This window comes from Frigoribacterium sp. CFBP 8766 (assembly GCF_014841435.1).
Lineage (GTDB): Bacteria > Actinomycetota > Actinomycetes > Actinomycetales > Microbacteriaceae > Frigoribacterium.
In genome coordinates this window covers 1,054,804-1,073,136 of the sequence record NZ_JACYTX010000001.1, presented here as the reverse complement: position 1 = coordinate 1,073,136, position 18,333 = coordinate 1,054,804, and the positions used below count along the sequence as shown (strand labels likewise).

General features: G+C 73.3%; 13 protein-coding genes and 1 riboswitch. Of the genes, 3 read left to right on the top strand and 10 right to left on the bottom strand.

Going from position 1 to position 18,333, the window contains the following annotated elements:
* Positions 1-4: 4 nt before the first annotated feature.
* The 4 genes from IFT90_RS05055 to IFT90_RS05040 all read right to left on the bottom strand — a co-directional run bounded on the left by IFT90_RS05055 (position 5) and on the right by IFT90_RS05040 (position 4,049).
* Positions 5-799, bottom strand: a complete 795-nt coding sequence (locus tag IFT90_RS05055; protein WP_192041216.1) for an energy-coupling factor transporter transmembrane protein EcfT — start codon at positions 797-799, stop codon at positions 5-7.
* Positions 796-2,274: an ABC transporter ATP-binding protein gene (locus tag IFT90_RS05050; protein ID WP_371812110.1), complete on the bottom strand. Its 1,479-nt coding sequence runs from the start codon at positions 2,272-2,274 to the stop codon at positions 796-798. Before IFT90_RS05050 ends, IFT90_RS05055 begins: the two co-directional genes overlap by 4 nt.
* 19 nt (positions 2,275-2,293) lie before the next feature.
* Positions 2,294-2,968, bottom strand: coding sequence for an ECF transporter S component (locus IFT90_RS05045; RefSeq protein ID WP_192041215.1), 675 nt, complete (start codon positions 2,966-2,968; stop codon positions 2,294-2,296).
* A riboswitch (TPP riboswitch) is annotated at positions 2,960-3,070 on the bottom strand. (Overlaps the previous gene by 9 nt.)
* Positions 3,071-3,101: 31 nt before the next feature.
* On the bottom strand, positions 3,102-4,049 hold the full coding sequence (locus tag IFT90_RS05040; RefSeq protein WP_371812108.1) for an NAD-dependent epimerase/dehydratase family protein: 948 nt from the start codon (positions 4,047-4,049) through the stop codon (positions 3,102-3,104).
* Between the two features lie 163 nt (positions 4,050-4,212).
* Here IFT90_RS05040 and glgX point away from each other — a divergent pair, with 163 nt between their 5' ends.
* From glgX to treZ, 3 genes are all read left to right on the top strand, one after another.
* Positions 4,213-6,411, top strand: a complete 2,199-nt coding sequence (gene glgX / locus IFT90_RS05035; RefSeq protein WP_192041213.1) for a glycogen debranching protein GlgX — start codon at positions 4,213-4,215, stop codon at positions 6,409-6,411.
* On the top strand, positions 6,408-8,804 hold the full coding sequence (gene treY, locus IFT90_RS05030) for a malto-oligosyltrehalose synthase (protein WP_192041212.1): 2,397 nt from the start codon (positions 6,408-6,410) through the stop codon (positions 8,802-8,804). The genes glgX and treY overlap by 4 nt, the downstream gene beginning before the upstream one ends.
* Positions 8,805-8,938: 134 nt before the next feature.
* The gene (treZ, locus tag IFT90_RS05025; protein WP_192041211.1) at positions 8,939-10,696 is read left to right on the top strand and encodes a malto-oligosyltrehalose trehalohydrolase; all 1,758 of its coding nucleotides are present in this window, start codon (positions 8,939-8,941) and stop codon (positions 10,694-10,696) included.
* 87 nt (positions 10,697-10,783) lie between these two features.
* On the opposite strand, the gene IFT90_RS05020 is transcribed toward treZ, so the two are convergent.
* From IFT90_RS05020 to IFT90_RS04995, 6 genes are all read right to left on the bottom strand, one after another.
* Positions 10,784-11,590 (bottom strand): polyprenol monophosphomannose synthase, encoded by an 807-nt coding sequence (locus tag IFT90_RS05020; RefSeq protein WP_370544869.1) that lies wholly within the window; start codon positions 11,588-11,590, stop codon positions 10,784-10,786.
* Positions 11,591-11,730: 140 nt separating this feature from the next.
* Positions 11,731-12,432: a class F sortase gene (locus tag IFT90_RS05015; protein WP_192041210.1), complete on the bottom strand. Its 702-nt coding sequence runs from the start codon at positions 12,430-12,432 to the stop codon at positions 11,731-11,733.
* Positions 12,429-13,607, bottom strand: a complete 1,179-nt coding sequence (locus IFT90_RS05010; RefSeq protein WP_192041209.1) for a glycosyl hydrolase family 8 — start codon at positions 13,605-13,607, stop codon at positions 12,429-12,431. Before IFT90_RS05010 ends, IFT90_RS05015 begins: the two co-directional genes overlap by 4 nt.
* Positions 13,608-13,736: 129 nt before the next feature.
* On the bottom strand, positions 13,737-14,612 hold the full coding sequence (locus IFT90_RS05005) for a DUF4397 domain-containing protein (protein ID WP_192041208.1): 876 nt from the start codon (positions 14,610-14,612) through the stop codon (positions 13,737-13,739).
* A 98-nt stretch (positions 14,613-14,710) separates the two neighbouring features.
* A complete protein-coding gene (locus IFT90_RS05000; protein WP_192041207.1) occupies positions 14,711-16,714 on the bottom strand; it encodes a glycosyltransferase family 39 protein in 2,004 nt (667 codons plus the stop codon).
* Positions 16,711-18,204, bottom strand: a complete 1,494-nt coding sequence (locus IFT90_RS04995; RefSeq protein WP_371812106.1) for a glycosyltransferase — start codon at positions 18,202-18,204, stop codon at positions 16,711-16,713. Before IFT90_RS04995 ends, IFT90_RS05000 begins: the two co-directional genes overlap by 4 nt.
* Between the last annotated feature and the right edge of the window lie 129 nt (positions 18,205-18,333).

The window sequence follows — 18,333 nt, the reverse complement described above, 5'->3', positions numbered from 1 at the left end:
GTCCTCAGGCAAGGACGAACTCCCACGTCCCCGCGAGCACCGCGGCCGTGACGGCAGCCGCCGCGATGAGCACGCCGATCACGACCAGCGCGGCGTCGCGGACCCCCACGGTCGACGGCCGGGCCCAGGTGCGCGCCGTGTCCGAGCCGAAGCCCTTCGCCTCCATCGCCGTCGCGAGCTTGCTCCCGCGCCGCACCGACAGGACCAGCAGCGCGAACGCCTGCCCGGCGAGGCGACGTGCGGCGGCGACCGGGCCCCGCGCGTCGGCGACGCCGCGCGCCCGACGGGCGAGGGCCAGCTGGCGCCAGTCGTCCGCGAACAGCCCGGCGAGCCGGAGCCCCGCGAGGCCGCCGAGCACGAACCGCGCCGGCAGCCGCAGCACCTGCGCGAGGCCGTCGGCGAGGTCGGTGGGATCGGTCGTCGCGAGCAGGACGATGCCGGGGATGCCGACCGCGAGGATGCGCAGCCCGATGGCGATGGCCAACGAGACGGACCCCTCCGTCACGCTGATCCACCAGAACTGCAGCAGCACGGCGCCGTCGTCGCGGCCGTAGAGCACCGTGACGACGACCGACATCGGCGCGGCGATCCAGAGCGGCGCGGTCCGCCGCAGCAGCTGCCTCGCCGAGAGGCCCGCCCAGGGCAGCAGCAGCAGCTCGAGGCCGAGCGCCACCCCCGCCGACACCCAGTCGATCGAGAGCAGCAGCACCACCGACACGACGAGCGCGGCGAGCAGCTTCGCGACGGGGTTGACCCGTCCGACGACCCGGTCGGTCTCGACCGCCTCCAGCAGGCTCACCGCGCCTCCCCCACGACGGCGGGCCGCTCGAGGACGACCACGTCGTCGGCCAGCGCGGCGACGAACTCGGCGTCGTGCGTGACCGCGACGACGCTGCGCCCCTCGTCGACGAGGGCCGCCAGGAGAGCGACCAGCTCGCGCCAGGTGCGCGCGTCCTGCCCGAAGGTGGGCTCGTCGAGCACGAGGAGGCGCGGCCGCGAGGCGAGGACGGTCGCCACCGACAGGCGCCGCTTCTCGCCCCCGGACAGCGTGAACGGGTTCGCGCCGGCGAGGTGGTCCAGCCGGAGGCGCGCCAGGAGCTCGTCGACGCGCTCGGCGACCTGCGCGGCCGGCTCGCCGAGCGCCTCCGGCCCGACCGCGAGCTCGCGACGCACGGTGGGGGTGAGGAACTGGTGCTCCGGGTCCTGGAACACCGTGCCGACCCGGGTGAGCAGCTCGCGCGAGCGCCACCGCACGGGCACGGCGCCGGCACCGGCGGCGAGCTCGTCGGTGGCACGCAGCTCGCCCGACACCGGGGCGAGCAGGCCGGCGAGCGTCAGGGCGAGCGTCGACTTGCCCGCGCCGTTGGGGCCGGTCACGGCCAGCGTGCGGGCGTCGTGCACCACCAGGTCGATGTCGGAGGCGACGGCACGGCCGCGCGGGCCGCGGTGGCCCACGGCCAGCCCGCTGGCCTCGAGCAGCGGGCCCCGCGAGGAGGCGCGACGCCGGACGGGCGGCTCCGGCACGACCCCGGGGACCCACACCCCCGCCTCCGTGAGCCGTCCGCGCTGCCGGTCGAGCACCTCCTCGGGGTCGCCGTCGGCGAGGACTCCCCCGCCGGCGGCGAGCACGACGACGCGGTCGACGACGGGCAGCCAGACCGAGACGCGGTGCTCGACGACGACGAGCGTCGCGCCGGTGCGCTCGGCCACCCGGGCGACGGCGTCGCGCACCTCGACGACACCCTCGGGGTCGAGGTTCGCCGTCGGCTCGTCGAGCAGGACGAGGCCTGGTCGCATCGCGAGTGCGCCGGCGAGCGCGAGGCGCTGCTTCTGCCCGCCGCTCAGCTGGGCGGTCGGCCACGAGCGCGGCAGGTCGAGCCCGACGGCGTCGAGGGCGTCGTCGACGCGGCGCCACGTCTCGTCGCGCGGCACGCCGATGTTCTCGCAGCCGAAGGCCACGTCGTCGCCGACGCGGGCGAGGACGACCTGCGAGTCGGGATCCTGCAGCACCAGCCCGACGCGGCCGCGCTGCTCGGCCGGAGGTCGCCCGTCGACGAGCAGCTCGCCGCGGGCGTCGCCCTCGTCGTCGCCGCCGAGCACGCCGGCCAGCCCGGCGAGCAGCGTGGACTTGCCTGCCCCGGAGGCGCCGAGCAGCAGCACGCGCTCGCCCGGCTCGACGACGAGGTCGAGGTCGGACACGGCCGGGAGGATCCGGCCGGCGTGCCGCCACCCCCAGCCGCGGGCGTCGACCCGGGCGCCGGAGGAGGCGGTCACGTCGTCGAGGACGCGATGCTCAGACGCGTGCCTCGGCCGAGCGGCCGGAGGCGAAGCGGCTGAGCGCGCCGGTGCGGGCGAGCCCCCGGGCGGCGAGCCAGGAGAGCAGACCGGCCAGGACGACCCCGGAGACGACGGCGCTGATGCCGTAGACGACCTTGAAGTCGAGCGCGGTCGCGGCGATCGACGAGAACGAGGTGTCGAGCAGGGCGACCGCGACGCCCGCGCCGGCACCGGCGAGCAGGGCGACGTGGAGGCGGAAGGACGAGTAGAGGAACGCCGCGAAGACGAGCTCGGCGCCGAGGCCCTCGACGACGCCCCAGATCAGGGTCGAGAAGCCCCACTGCGTGCCGATCAGCATCGACACCACGGCCGCCATCACCTCGGTGTAGACGGCGGCGCCCGGCTTGCGGATGATCAGCCCGCCGAGCACGCCGGCGAAGAGCCAGCCGCCCGACAGCAGGCCCGAGAGGCCGGGCGTGAAGGCCAGCAGGTTGCTGAGCGGCTCCCACGCGAGGCCCCAGGCCCAGAAGACGACGCCGCAGGCGACGCCGATCACGCTGGCGACGACGATGTCGACGACGCGCCAGCGGCGCGACGGCCTCGGCGACCTCGGCGACCTCGGCGACCCCGAGGCTGTGGGACGATCCTGGCGATCGGGCTGGGCCTCGTTCGCGGACACGGAAACAGACATGTTCTCTCCTCCCTGCGCTGGCATGATCCAGATCAGGTTCGACGGTCGAAGCGTGGATCGCTTCCTCTCAGCCCGGATCACCGGACTCCCGTGTGTGTGCCGCCGATCATAGCGCCGCTGCGGCCCGGCCGCGTCAGGCGAGCGTGAGCTGGCCGTCGGCGCGCAGCCACTCGAGGCCCTCGACGATCGCCTCGACGCTCGTGTAGCGCGGCGCGTAGCCGAGCAGCCGCCGCGCCTTGTCGATGCTCATCGAGTGGCTGCGCGACAGGTGCTGCCACGACGCGTCCGCCGACTCGGGGCTGCGCTGGGCGCGGAAGTCCTCGAACGACGCGACCGTGAGGTGCGCCTCCTGCCCGAAGGTCCTCGCGACCTGCTCGGCGAGGCCGCGCAGGGTCACGGCGCGCTCGCTGACGACGTGGAACGACTCCCCCACGGCCTGCGCCGGACGCTCGACGGCCCGCTGGAACGCCTGCGCGACGTCGTCGGCGTGCACGTGGTGGACGGTCTCGAGCCCGAGCCCCGGCATGACGACCTCGCGTCCCGCCGCGAGCGCCTCCCACACGTCGAGGTCGAGGTTGCCGACGGCGTTGATCATCGGCCAGCCGGGCCCGGTGATGTGTCCGGGGTGCAGCACGGCGCTCGGCACGCCGCCGGGTCGTCGCGACTCGGCGAGCAGCAGGCGCTCGATCTCGGCCTTCTGCGTGCCGTACTCGCCGACCGGCGTGCGCCGCGCCTCCTCGGTCACCGGCACCTCCGCCGACGGACCGTGCACCCAGATGGTGCCGCAGTGCAGCAGCACCGTGCCGCTGCCTCGCAGCGCCTCCACGAGCGAGAGCGCGGAGGCGGGCGTGAAGCAGATCAGGTCGACGACGACGTCCGCGTGCAGGTCGGCGATCGCCCGGCCGAACGAGCCGTCGGCGTCGCCGACCTCGCGGTCGAGCTGCACCCGCTCGACGCTCGCCCAGGCGGCGTGCTCGCGGTAGGGAGCCGAGGTGCCGCGCGACACCGCGACGACGTCGTGCCCGGCGAGCACGAGCCGCGGCACGAGGTAGCCCCCGACGTGCCCGGTCGCGCCGATCACGACGACCCTCACGACGAGGCCCCGACGAGGAGGTGCGGGCGGGGGTCGAGGACAGCTGCCGTCGTCGGCAGCGCTGCGGTCGTCATGGCCCCGACGCTAGGCGCGGCGGCCCCGGTGCGCCCGCTGCCCGTAGGCTGACGTGGTCCACGACCCGGAGGTCCGATTGCACACCTGGCCAGGCAACCCCTACCCGCTCGGCGCCACCTACGACGGCAGCGGCACCAACTTCGCGATCTTCAGCGAGGCGGCCAGCAAGGTCGAGCTCTGCCTCTTCGACGCCGACGGCGCCGAGACGCGCGTGCCCCTCACCGAGGTCGACGCCTACGTCTGGCACGCCTACCTGCCGACGGTGCAGCCCGGGCAGAAGTACGGCTACCGCGTGCACGGCGACTACGACCCCGCGACGGGCTCGCGGGCCAACCCCGCCAAGCTGCTGCTCGACCCGTACGCCAAGGCCACCTGCGGCGAGATCGACTGGGACGAGTCGCTCTTCGCGTACCACTTCGGCGACCCCGACTCGCGGAACGACGACGACAGCGGCCCGCACATGATGCTCGGCGTCGTCATCAACCCGTTCTTCGACTGGCAGGGCGACCGCCCCCCGAAGTACAGCTACGACGAGACCGTCATCTACGAGGCGCACGTCAAGGGGCTCACCGAGACGCACCCCGACATCCCCGAGGACGAGCGCGGCACCTACGCCGGCGTCGCCCACCCGGCGATCATCGACCACCTCAGGAAGCTCGGCATCACGACCCTCGAGCTGATGCCCGTGCACCAGTTCGTGCAGGACAACACGCTGCTCGAGAAGGGCCTCAGCAACTACTGGGGCTACAACACCATCGGCTTCTTCGCGCCCCACGCGGCCTACTCGGCCACGGGCGACATCGGCCAGCAGGTGCAGGAGTTCAAGACGATGGTGCGGGTGCTGCACGCCGCCGGCATCGAGGTCATCATCGACGTCGTCTACAACCACACGGCCGAGGGCAACCACCTCGGGCCGACCCTGTCGTTCAAGGGCATCGACAACGCCGCCTACTACCGGCTGATGGACGGCGACGCCAAGCACTACATGGACTACACGGGCACCGGCAACAGCCTCAACGTCCGCCACCCGCACTCGCTGCAGCTGATCATGGACAGCCTGCGGTACTGGGTGACCGAGATGCACGTCGACGGCTTCCGCTTCGACCTCGCCGCCTCCCTCGCCCGCGAGTTCTACGAGGTCGACCGGCTGTCGACGTTCTTCGAGCTCGTCCAGCAGGACCCGATCGTGTCCCAGGTCAAGCTGATCGCCGAGCCGTGGGACGTCGGTCCCGGCGGCTACCAGGTCGGCAACTTCCCGCCCCAGTGGACCGAGTGGAACGGCAAGTACCGCGACACCGTCCGCGACTTCTGGCGCGGCGAGCCCTCGACCCTCGGCGAGTTCGCGAGCCGCATCACCGGCTCGGCCGACCTCTACGAGCGCGACGGTCGCCGCCCGGTCGCGAGCATCAACTTCGTGACGGCGCACGACGGCTTCACCATGCGCGACCTCGTCAGCTACAACGAGAAGCAGAACGACGCGAACGGCGAGGGCGGCGCCGACGGCGAGAGCCACAACCGCTCGTGGAACAGCGGCGTCGAGGGCGAGACCGACGACCCGCAGGTGCGCGCCCTCCGCGAGCAGCGCCAGCGCAGCTTCCTCGCGACCCTGCTGCTCAGCCAGGGCGTCCCGATGCTGCTGCACGGCGACGAGCTGGGCCGCACCCAGCGCGGCAACAACAACACCTACGCCCAGGACGGCCCGATCAGCTGGATCGACTGGGAGGCGGCGGACCGCGAGCTCGTCGAGTTCGTCGCCGAGGTGATCAAGCTGCGGCACGACCACCCCACGTTCCGTCGTCAGCGCTACTTCAACGGCCGTCCCGTCACCCGGGGCGAGGGCGAGCCGCTGCCCGACATCGTCTGGCTCACGCCCGAGGGCGACGCCATGCAGGAGGGCGAGTGGAACGAGTCCTACGCCAAGGCGATCGGCATGTTCCTCAACGGCGACGGCATCCGGGGGCGCGACCAGCGCGGCGGCCGCATCACCGACGTGAACTTCGTCCTGTACTTCAACGCGAGCGCGGAGACGGTCACCTTCGTCCTGCCGCCCGACGAGTACGCGGAGGGCTGGGAGGTGGTGGTCGACAGCACCGTGTCGGCGCCTCCGCCCCCTGCCCAGGCCGCACCGCGCACGCCGACGGCGACGCGGACCGCGACCACCGTCCAGCCCCCCAGCACACCGCAGATCCCTGCGGCGCTGCTCGCCGGCGACCGGCTCCCCGTGGCGGGCCGTTCCCTCGTCGTCCTCCGAGCCACGGCCGAGGAGCCCGCGTGACCCGACACGACCACCCCCGTTCCACCTACCGGCTGCAGATCAGGGCGGGCTTCGACCTGTTCGCGGCGGCCGACCAGGTGCAGTACCTGCGCGACCTCGGCGCCGACTGGGTCTACCTGTCGCCCGTGCTCGAGGCCGAGCCGGGCAGCGACCACGGCTACGACGTCGTCGACCACAGCCGGGTCGACCCCGACCGCGGCGGCGCCGCGGGCCTCGACGCCCTGTCCGAGCGTGCCCACGGCGCCGACCTCGGCGTCCTCGTCGACATCGTGCCGAACCACGTCGGCGTCGCGACCCCTAAGGCCAGCACCTGGTGGTGGGACCTGCTCACCCACGGCCGCGAGAGCAGGTACGCCGACGCGTTCGACGTCGACTGGGCGGCCGGCGGCGGCAAGGTGCTGCTGCCCGTGCTCGGCGAGCCCGCGGGCGACGACGGGCGGATCGAGGGCCTCGAGGTCGTCGACGGCGAGCTGCACTACTACGAGAACGTCTACCCGATCGCACCCGGCACGCTCGGCGGCGCCGCGGACGGCCCTGCCGACGCTGCGGCCGTGCACTCCCGCCAGTCGTACGAGCTCGTGCACTGGAAGCGCGCCGACACCGACCTCAACTACCGTCGCTTCTTCGCGGTGAACACCCTCGCCGGCATCCGCGTCGAGGAGGGCTGGGTCTTCGACGAGTCGCACGCCGAGATCGGGCGCTGGTTCCGCGAGGGCCTCGTCGACGGGCTCCGCGTCGACCACCCGGACGGCCTGGCCGACCCGGGCGGCTACCTCGACCGGCTCGCCGCGCTGACCGGCGGCGCCCACGTGCTCGTCGAGAAGATCCTCGAGGGCGACGAGCGCCTCCCCGAGGACTGGGCGACGGACGGCACCACCGGCTACGACGCCCTCGCCGACCTCGACCGGGTCTTCGTCGACCCCCGCGGCGCCGCCGCGCTCGACGGCCTCGACTCGCGCCTGCGCGCCGACGACGACAGCGCGCACTCCCCCGCGGACGGCGACGCCCGCGCCTCGGACGAGGCGGTCGACTGGCACCGGATGATCCTCGGCACCAAGCGCGGCATCGCCGACGGCATCCTCGGCAGCGAGATCCGCCGCCTGGCGCGCCTCGTCTCGGACGACGGACGCGCGGACGACGCCGTCGTCGACGCCCTCGCCGAGCTCGCCGCCGCGTTCCCGGTCTACCGCAGCTACCTCCCGCAGGGGGCCGACCAGCTGGCCCGCGCGGCCGAGGTCGCGACCGGGAGCCGCCCCGATCTCGCGGACGAGATCGCCCGCGTCGTCGCCGTCCTCGCCGACGAGTCGCACCCGGCGTCGGTGCGCTTCCAGCAGACCAGCGGCATGGTCATGGCGAAGGGAGTCGAGGACACGGCGTTCTACCGCTACAGCCGTCTCGCCACCCTCACCGAGGTCGGCGCGGACCCCGCCGAGTTCTCGCTGACGCCCGCCGAGTTCCACGCTCGCCAGCAGGCCCGCCTGGCGGAGCGGCCCTTCGGCATGACGACGCTGTCGACGCACGACACGAAACGCAGCGCCGACGTGCGCTCGCGGATCACCGTGCTCTCCGAGATCGGCGACGAGTGGACGGCGACCCTCGAGCGCCTCCGCGACCTCGCCCCGATCGGCGACGGCCCGTTCGAGAACGTCCTCTGGCAGAGCGTCGTCGGCGCCTGGCCCGCATCGCGCGAGCGACTGCACGCCTACGCCGAGAAGGCGAGCCGCGAGGCGAGCACCTCGACCACGTGGACCGACCGCACCGCCGACGCGGAGGCCTTCGAGGAGCGCATGCACGCGGCGATCGACGCGGTCTTCGACCACGAGGAGGTGCGGCACGAGATCGAGAGGATCGTCGACGTCGTCCGCGCCCCCGGCCGCAGCAACTCGCTCGGCCTCGCCCTGCTGCAGCTGACCGGCCCCGGCAGCCCCGACGTCTACCAGGGCGGCGAGCTGTGGGACCACTCGCTCGTCGACCCGGACAACCGTCGCGAGGTCGACTTCGCGCTGCGCCGCCGCCTCCTCGACCAGGTCGCGGCCGGTGAGACGCCGCCGGTCGACGAGACGGGCGCGGCGAAGCTGCTCGTCACGTACCGGGCGCTGACCCTGCGTCGCGACCGCCCGGAGCTGTTCACGCGCTACGGCGCCCTGCCGGTGTTCGGCGACCAGGCCGACTCGGCCGTGGCCGCCGACCGCGGCGGCGCGCTGACCATCGCGACGCGCCTGCCCGTCGCCCTCGAGCAGGCCGGGGGCTGGGGCGACACCGTCGTCCTCGTCCAGGGCCGCCGCTGGCGCGACGTGCTCACCGGGCGCGTGCACGAGGGCGGGCGACTCCGCCTCGCCGACGTGCTCGACACGTACCCCGTCGCGCTGCTCGTCCCTGCGGAAGAGCAGTAAGGACGCCGCCGGGCAGGAACAGCGGACCTCCGCACGACTACCGTCGACCCCCTGCGGGTCGGCGGTTCGTCGTCCTGCCCGCGGCCACCCGACCACCTGCACCTTCCCGACCACCACACCTCCCGAGGAGACCGATGAGCGTCTACGACGTCTGGGCACCCACCGCGACCACCGTGCAGCTTCACCTCGACGGCGCCGTGCTGCCGCTCGAGCACGAGACCGCGACCGGCTGGTGGCGTGCGCCGGCCGACCTCGACCGCTCCCCCGGCCACCGCTACGGGTTCCTCGTCGACGGCGGCGAGACGCCCCTGCCCGACCCGCGGTCGCGGCGCCAGCCCGACGGGGTGCACGGCCTCAGCGAGACCTGGGACGGCGGCTCGTTCGACTGGACCGACGCCTCCTGGACGGGTCGTCAGCTCGCCGGCGCGGTGGTCTACGAACTGCACGTCGGCACCTTCACGCCCGACGGCACGCTCGACTCGGCGATCGAGAAGCTGCCGCACCTGGTCGAGCTCGGCGTCGACCTCGTCGAGCTGCTGCCGGTCAACGGCGTCAACGGCCGCTGGAACTGGGGCTACGACGGGGTGGACTGGTTCACCGTGACCGACAACTACGGCGGACCCGACGCGTACCAGCGCTTCGTCGACGCCGCCCACGCCGCCGGGCTCGGCGTCGTCCAGGACGTCGTCTACAACCACCTCGGCCCCTCGGGCAACTACCTGCCCGTCTTCGGCCCGTACCTGTCGAGCAAGCACGCGAACACGTGGGGCGACAACGTCAACCTCGACGACGAGGGCTCGCACGAGGTGCGCGAGTTCATCCTCGACAACGCGCTGATGTGGTTCGAGCGGTTCCACGTCGACGCCCTGCGGCTCGACGCCGTGCACGCGCTCGTCGACGACAGCCCCGTGCACCTGCTGCAGGAGATGGGCGAGCGCACCGCCGCCCTCAGCGCCCACCTGAGCCGTCCGCTGACGCTGATCGCCGAGAGCGACCTGAACGACGCTCGCCTCGTCACGCCTCGCGACGGCGGCGGCTTCGGACCCGACCACCGTCAGGGCTTCGGCCTCGACGGGCAGTGGAGCGACGACTTCCACCACGCGCTGCACGTCGCCCTGACCGGCGAGACGAACAGCTGGTACGCCGACTTCGCGTCGCTCGACTCGCTGGCGAAGGTCGTCACGAAGGGGTTCTTCCACGACGGCACCTGGTCGTCGTTCCGCGAGGCCGACCACGGCCACCCGGTCGACGCCCGGCACATGCCCGCCTGGCGCCTCGTCGTCGCGAACCAGAACCACGACCAGATCGGCAACCGCGCCGTCGGCGACCGCCTCGCGGCCACCCTCGACGACGGCCAGCTGCAGATCGCCGCGGCGCTGACCCTCACCTCGCCGTACACGCCGATGCTCTTCATGGGCGAGGAGTGGGGCGCGTCGACCCCGTGGCAGTTCTTCACGTCGCACCCTGAGAAGGAGCTCGGCGAGGCCACCGCGAAGGGCCGCATCGCCGAGTTCGCGAAGTCGGGCTGGGACGAGTCGGTCGTGCCCGACCCCCAGGACCCGCAGACGTTCGAGGACTCGAAGCTGGACTGGTCGGAGCTCGGGCGGGGGCGCCACGCCCTGCTGCTCGACGCCTACCAGCAGCTCACGGCGCTGCGCCGTGCCGAGCCCGAGCTCACCGACCCGCGCCTCGGCCGCACCTCGGTCGAGCACGACGCCGAGGCCGGCTGGTTCGTGATGACCCGGGGCACGATCCGGGTGGCCGTCAACTTCGGGACGCAGGAGGCGCGGGTCGACGTGCCCGCCTCCTCCGTGCTCTTCGCCAGCGACGACTCGATCGCGGCCGGCGCCGAGCTGGTGCTGCCGCCGCACTCGGTCGCGGTGGTCCGCTAGCCGCGCCGCTCGACCGAGCCCGGACATGACGACGTCCGCACGGCCGGGGCTGACCACCCCTGCCGTGCGGACGGTGCCGCCTCCCTGCTAGCGCGCCTGCGCGTGGCGCACGACGGGCCCGACCCGGTGCGACGTCGCGCGGACGCTCGGCAGGCGACGGTGTCGCACGACCAGCTCGACGAGGGCACGCCCTCGTCGGCGGAGACCCCAGAGGGTCACCTTGGTCAGCGACTCCCTGACGATCGAGCCGCTCATCTTCGAGGCGCCGTGGACGCGCTCGGTGAACGTGATCGGAGTCTCGACGACCCGGAGGCCCGCCTGGAGGGCGCGCCAGAGCAGGTCGACCTGGAAGCAGTAGCCACGCGACTCGACGGCGTCGAGGTCGATGCGGCGGAGGGCCGAGGCACGGAACGCGCGGAAGCCGCCCGTCGTGTCGGCCACGCGGATCCCGAGGGCGCCGCGGGTGTACCAGCTGCCGCCGCGGCTGAGCAGCTCACGCCGCAGCGGCCAGTTCTCGACCTCGCCGCCCGGCACCCAGCGCGAGCCGAGCACGAGGTCGTCGTCGGCGAGCAGGCCGAGCATGCGGGGCAGGTCCTCGGGGTGGTGCGAGCCGTCGGCGTCCATCTCGACGATCGCGTCGTAGCCGCGCTCGAGGCCCCAGGCGAAGCCGGCGAGGTAGGCGGCGCCGAGGCCCGCCTTCTCGGTCCGGTGCATCACGTGCACGCGGGGCTCGCGGGCCGCCCAGGTGTCGGCGAGGGCGCCGGTGCCGTCGGGCGAGCCGTCGTCGACGACGAGGACGTCGACGGCGGCGCCGGACGCGAGGGTCCGGCTGACGATCATGTCGAGGTTGTCCCTCTCGTCGTAGGTGGGGATGATCACGAGCGCGTCGTTCACGGGGGTGGTCCTTTCCGGTCGGGTCGGAGAGAAGGCGGTGCGGGTCGGGTGAGGTGGTGCGGTGGTGCAGTGGTGCGGGGCGGACCGGACGTGTCGGGTGCGTCGGCCTCAGGGTCGTGCGGCGGAGAGCGTGCGGGGCGTCAGCTCGTCGACACGAGGTCGGCGAAGACGATGAGGTTGTCGACGTAGTGCCCGGTCGAGCGGTCGAACGTGCCGTCGCAGGTGATGAGTCGCAGGCTCGGCGTCGGGGTCGAGCCGTAGACGTCGCTGGTGGGGAACGTCGCCTTGGGCGTCCGCTCGCTGCCCGTGACGCGGAACGTCTCGACGGTGCCGGTCGACAGGGTCACCTGGACCTCGTCTCCGACGGCCAGCTTCGCCAGGTCGACGAAGACGGCGGGCCCGCTGCCCGAGTCGACGTGGCCGGCGATGACGGCCGGCCCGACGGCTCCGGGCACGGTGCCGTCGCGGTACCAGCCGGCCGACTCCCACGCCTGCGGCGGGTCGAGCTCGCCGGCGGCGCCGAGGCCGAGGTCCTCGAGGCCGGAGTCGACCCCGATGGACGGGATCTGCACCCGCTCGGGCGTCGCCCCCGCGGGAGGCGGGGTGTACGACTGTGCCGCCGGGTCCTGGAACGAGCCGGCGGCCCCGCTGGCGGGGTCGGCGCTCGGCGAGGCGGACGACGTCGGCGCGGTGGTCGAGGCCGGGCCCTGCGCCTCCGCGCCGGACCCGCCCGGCTGCGCCGCGACGGCGGCGACGGTCGCGCCCCCGGCGAGCAGCAGCACGGCGGCGCCGAGCGCGATCGCGGCACGTCGGTGCGACGAGACGAACTGCGACACGGTCATCGGGACACCGCCAGGGGCGAGCAGGCGCCGAGGGCCGAGCCCTCGTCGTCGAGCTGGAGGGCGGCGAGCGCGGCCCAGGCGGCGCCGTAGTAGGTCGGCGTCGACTGCGCCAGCGCGTCGGCACGACCGAGGTCGGCCGCGGCGGCGTCGGGCTCCCCCGCACTGGCGAGCGCGGCGGCCCGCGCGGCGTAGGCGAGCGGGCTCTGGTCCTGGCCCACCTCCTGGCCGCCCAGGTCGAGCTGCATCGGCAGGTCGGGGTAGCGCTGCAGCACCGGCGCGAGCCGGGCGGCCAGCGCCACGTCGACCGGGTCGCACGACTCGGCGTACCGCAGGGCGAGCCGGCCGGCGTCGTAGCTGTACTGCACGGTGCCGGACGAGCCGTCGGCGCTCGGCAACGGGACGACGGTGCCGTCCTGCTGCACCTGCGCCCAGTCGCTCGGCAGGGCGGTGGCGGTCAGCACGTTCGTGGTGACCGCGCGGGAGCCCTGCTCGAGCTCGGCCCAGCGGGGGTCGCCGCTGGCCTCGCCGAGCTGCGCGAAGGCGGCCGGCGCGGCGTAGGAGGGGTTGTACGACCACGGGCCGGAGCCGGCGGCCCAGGGACCGGGGAGCAGGATGCGCCCCACGTCGGTGCTCGCCGTCATCTCGTCGAGCACGTGCGTGCCGAGCTGGACTCCCTCGGTGGTCCAGGTGGGTCGGTCGAACGCCGCACCGGCGAGCACGAGAGCCCTGGCGGCGTCGACGTCGGCGTCGCTGGCGGGCATGTCGTCGACGACGGCGCCGTCGGCCCAGCGCCAGGCGAGCAGTCCGTCCTGCCGGACCAGCTCCTCCTTCGTCCAGTCCCAGATGGCGGCGAAGCGGTCCTCGTCGCCCACGGCCGCGGCGACGAGCATGCCGTAGGCCTGTCCCTCGCTGACGGTGTCGTCACCCTGGTCGCGTCGGACCACGCGGCCGTCGTCGTCCACCCACTCGTCGAGGAAGTCCTCGCCGATCTGCGTGGCGCTGCGGGCGTCGGGAGTGCTGTCGCCGGTGCCGGGGTCGCTGCTCTCGGCAGGCCCCCCGGCGGTGCGGTCGGGGGCGCCGCCGGGTGCTCCGACGACGAGGAGGGCGATGCCGGCGGTCACGGCCAGCGCCGCGACGACCACTGCGGCGAGCAGTGCCTTCGTCTTCTTCGTCATGTCGTTCCTCTGGGGGTCTCGGTGTGGCTCACGGAGCGGTGTCCGCGCGGGGTGCTTCGTGGAGGGCGCTGCGGGCGGGGCCCGAGGAGGCGCGGCGACGGTGGTCGCTCACCGCGCCTCCTCGGGATCTCAGGCCCCGAACCAGCTGCGGACGGTGGCCCAGAAGCCGGCGGGCTCGTCCTTCACGGGGTGCTCGGCCAGGTAGCCGCCGCCCGTCTGGACGCCGCCCACGGGGGCCTGCGCCGTGGCCGCGCTGTCGACCACCGGCACGACGGTGAGCCCGCCGGTCGAGTTGTCGAGCACGAACAGCGTGTTGATGCTGCCGGCGGCGAGGTCGACGTCGCTCGTGCCGGTGACCTTCTGGCCGGTCAGGTCGAGGCTCCACGGGCCGGCGGCCACCTCGGCGTAGCCGCTGGCGCTGCCGAACGAGGCCTTCGACGCGATGGTCGTGCCGGTCGTCGTCGCGACCGAGACGGTCTTGCTCACGGTCGCGGCCTGGAACAGGCGCACCTTGGCCTGGCCGTCCGTCGGCGGGGTGAGGTCGTCCTTGACGACGCGGGTCTCGAGGTCGTCGTTGGGTCCGTAGGCGAGGGCCGTGATCGGCTGTCCGCTGTCGACGGTGACGTTCGTGGTGATGACCGGCTTCGCGTCGGCGGGTGCGTCGGCGGCGGTCATCGAGACGACGTAGGTGCCGGGCGTCAGCGCCTGGTACGGGCTGACCTGGCCGAACGTGACGTCGTCGAGGTCCATGACGACCTGGCCGCCGGCGAGCGAGGTCAGGGTCACGTCGACCGACTTGGTGTCGGGCGAGAGGTGGCCGACGCGGACCCAACCGTCGCCCTCGGCGGCGTGTGCGGGCGACGCGCCGACGAGCGACCCGGCGAGGGCGACGCCTGTCGCCGCCGTGAGCGCGAGGACGGTCACGAGGCGGCGCCTCGGTGTGGTGGTCGAGGAGGCGGCGGTCGCGGAGGCGGTGCGTGCGGTGCTGCTGTGGAGTGAGGTCATCAGGATGGTTCCTTTCCGGTCGGGTGCCGCGTCCGAGAGGGCGCGACGGCGGTGAGGAGGGGTGCCGGGGGTCGTGTGGACGACCCCCGGCGACGTGGTCAGTCGGACAGGACGCCCGACGGGGCGACGGCGGAGAACGTGATGCGGAGGCCGTCTCCCTGCGGCTCGATCGAGGCCGGCTCGTAGGTGTCGCCGAGGCCGCGGAGGAGCGTGTCGAGCTGCGCGACGGTCTCGCCGCCCTGCGGCGTCACGTCGAACTGCCGGAACACGGACTCCTGCTCACCCGGCAGGGCGGCCGGGTCGGCGACCGAGATGGGCGCCGCGGCCGCGAGCTGACCGAGGACGATCAGGGCACGCGGGTCGAGGCGGCCGTCGCGGAGGGCCTGGTCGAACGTGGCCGACACCTGCAGGTCCGGGTTCTGGGCGAGCTCGGCACCGGCGGCGGACCGCGCGGCGGCGGCGGCGTCCCCGGAGCGCTGCGCCTCGGCGGCGCCGTCGCTGTCGATCCGGCGGATGTTCACCTGCTGGTCGCCGTCGCCGAAGGAGGCGACGACCGTCGAGCTCTCGAGGGCCGAGCGCACGTCGGGCGATCCTGCTCCCGACGTCCGGACCGACTCGGTCTCGAACAGGTAGTCCGAGTCGCGCCAGCCGTTCGGCGACTGAGCCTGGACGGCGCCGTCGGTGTCGATCTTGTAGAACCAGATCACGTTGTCCCGGGCGAAGCCGGCACGGACCAGGTCGACCCACACCGCGTCGTCGACGAGGAGACGGCTGTCCTTCGGGACGTTGGTCTCGACCCAGGTCTCGGCGTTGCGCATCGGCGCGTCGAGGTCGGAGTCGAGGAACCCGCGCAGCTGCACGGCCCAGAGGGGCACCAGCGCCACCACGGCGGCGACGGTGAGCGCGATCCAGGTGACGGACCCGGTGCGGACCGCGGCCGTCGAGACGGCGCCGGCCCGGCGCGCCCGCACCGACTTCACGGCGGCGTCCGTGACCGCGGCGATCAGCAGCGCCGCGAACGGCAGCAGCATGATCACGTACGGCACCGGCAGGTAGCCGCCGGGACGGAACATGAAGGCGATCAGGAAGACCATCATCACGGCGATCGGGCGGACCCGCTTCATGAAGAGGCCGACGACGGAGGCGAGGGTGCCGACGACGATCAGCACCTGGTCGAGCTGCCACCACTGCGAGACCGTCGCGAAGAAGAGGCTGCCGGTGTCGAACACCGAGCCGCTCGCCTCGCGGGTCGCGAGCTGGAACTGGATGCCCTCGAGCAGGCTGACCCGGCCGGCGCCCGGCAGCAGCTCTCCCTTGACGGCGGCGAGCGCGACGTAGCCGAGGCCGACGAGCACGAGCAGGCTGCCCGCGATCGAGAGCGTGTAGCGGCGGGTCGACTTGTCGGCGCCGCGCCACATCATCCAGGCCAGGAACGGCAGGGCCAGCAGGTACGTCTCCTTCGAGAGCACCGCGATGCCGAACGAGACGGAGGCGGCGGCGAAGCCGGCGAGCTGGTAGCGCTTGCTGAGGGCGAAGACGAACGCGGCCAGCAGCCACGGCGTCGCGACGTTGTCGAGGTAGACCGTGCGGTGGAACTGCAGGGCCAGCGGCGACACGGCGAACACGAGGCCGGCGACGGCCGCGGCCGGGCGGCTGAGGCCGAGCTTGCGGGCGAGCAGCCAGAGCAGGGCGACGGCGACGACGGTGAAGGCGAGCATCGCCTCGCGGCCGGCCAGCACCGCGACGTCGTAGCGGTCGAAGGCTCCGGTCAGGGCCGTGTAGGCCGAGATCTGCAGCCAGCCCACCGGGGGGTGGTCGTACCAGTAGGTGTAGTGGGCGAGCTCGCCGAGGTTCTGGACGGCCCACGCCTGAGCCGTGTACGTGCCCTCGTCGTCGATGCGCTGCGGCGAGCCGGCCATGTTGAAGGCCTGCACGACGGCGGCGATCGCCATCAGGGGCAGCAGCCAGACGAGGCTGGCGCCGTGGCGGCGGAGCCACCCCGGCGAGCGCTCGGGGGCAGCCTGCATGGGCGTGCCGAGACGGCGCGGCGCCGAGGCGATGCGGTCGTCGACCGCCGTCGGGCGGTTCAGCGTGCTGGTCATCGGTCACCTCCTGTCATGGCGAGGGCGGGCTCCTGCTGGGACGCGCGGGGCGCCTCCTGCGGGGCTGGGGTCTCGGCGGGGCGGTGGGCTCCGGTGTGCTCTGTCTTCTCCCAGGCGTTCATGCCCCGGATCTGGCGGAAGACGGCTCGCACGGCGGCGAGGGCGAGGAAGATCTGGTACGGGATGAGGCCCCAGACCAGGCGGAAGTAGTCGCGCGCCCGGACCTTCTGGCCGTAGGTACGGCCGAACTCCCGGAGGCCGGTGAACTCGACGGCCAGCAGCACCAGGGTCGGCGCCAGCGGGATGAACGAGACGAGGGCGATGGCCGTCGGCACCTTGATCGTGAAGATCAGGATGACGGAGATGGGGATCAGGAGGCCCGTGGCCGCCTGGATGAAGGGCATGGTCAGCAGGTAGCGGGCCATGAGGCGCTGGCGCAGACGCGGCAGCTTCTTCCACTCCCCCTTGCCGTAGACCTGCATGAAGCCCTGGTTCCAGCGGGTGCGCTGCTTCAGCAGCGAGACGAACGTGCCGGGGGTCTCCTCGCGGGTGACGACCTCGGGGCTGTAGGCGACGACGACCTTCGCGCCGGCGCTCGACAGGCGGACGCCCAGCTCGCAGTCCTCGGCGAGGCACTCGGCGTCCCAGCCCTCGGACCAGTCCAGCCAGTCCTTGCGGACGAAGACGGTGTTGCCGCCGAGCGGGATGAACTTCTCCTTGGCGTGGAAGTGCAGGCGCGAGCGGAACCAGAAGTAGTACTCGAGCACGTTGCGGAGGCTCCACCAGCTCGACTGGAAGTTCATCAGCTGCACGCCGCCCTGGACGACGTCCGCGTCGGTCTCGCTGAAGCGCGAGTCGACGAGCGTCAGGAGGCGGGGGTGCACCTCGTCCTCGGCGTCGAACACGCCGACGATCTCGCCGCGCGAGGTCTGCAGCGCGAGGTTCAGCGCCTTGGGCTTGTTCTTGGGGACGCTCGAGTCGACGACCACGCGGATCAGCTCGGGGTGGCGGGCCGCGGCCTCACGGGCGACGCGCTCGGTGCCCGGGTCGTCGTGGCCGACGATCGCGATGATCTCGAAGTCGGGGTGGTCCTGCAGCGCGAGGCGGTCGAGGGTCTGGCCCATGACCTCCTCCTCGTGCCGTCCGGGGACCAGCAGGGTGAACGAGTGCCGCGCGTCGAGGGGGTCGGAGCTGAACTGGCTGCCCTCGAGGTTGTCCTTCGAGCGCCAGGCGTGCAGCATCCACCACAGCGTCGAGACGGCCACCGCGGTCAGCAGCAGCGACACGACGATCAGCGACGAGTAGCCGATCCACTCGAAGGGGCTCCAGTCGGGCAGGGCGAAGCCCGAGAGGGCCTCCCCCGCGCCGGACGTGGCGCCGCGGTTGGGCACGAACTGGTCAGGGCTCGTGGGTGCCTGCGGCGTCAGCAGGGGCTGCGGCTCGCCGGCGGCGAGCAGGGAGTGCACGGGGGGCGTCGGGTCAGTCGACACGGTCGTTCTCCTGTCGGGTCAGGGGTGGGAGGTGGTCTCCGGATCGCGACGGTCGGGTGCCGCGAGCGGGGTGTGGCCGGTGGTGCGGGGGTGGCCTGTGGTGCGCAGTTCGGGTGGTGCGCGGTGCGG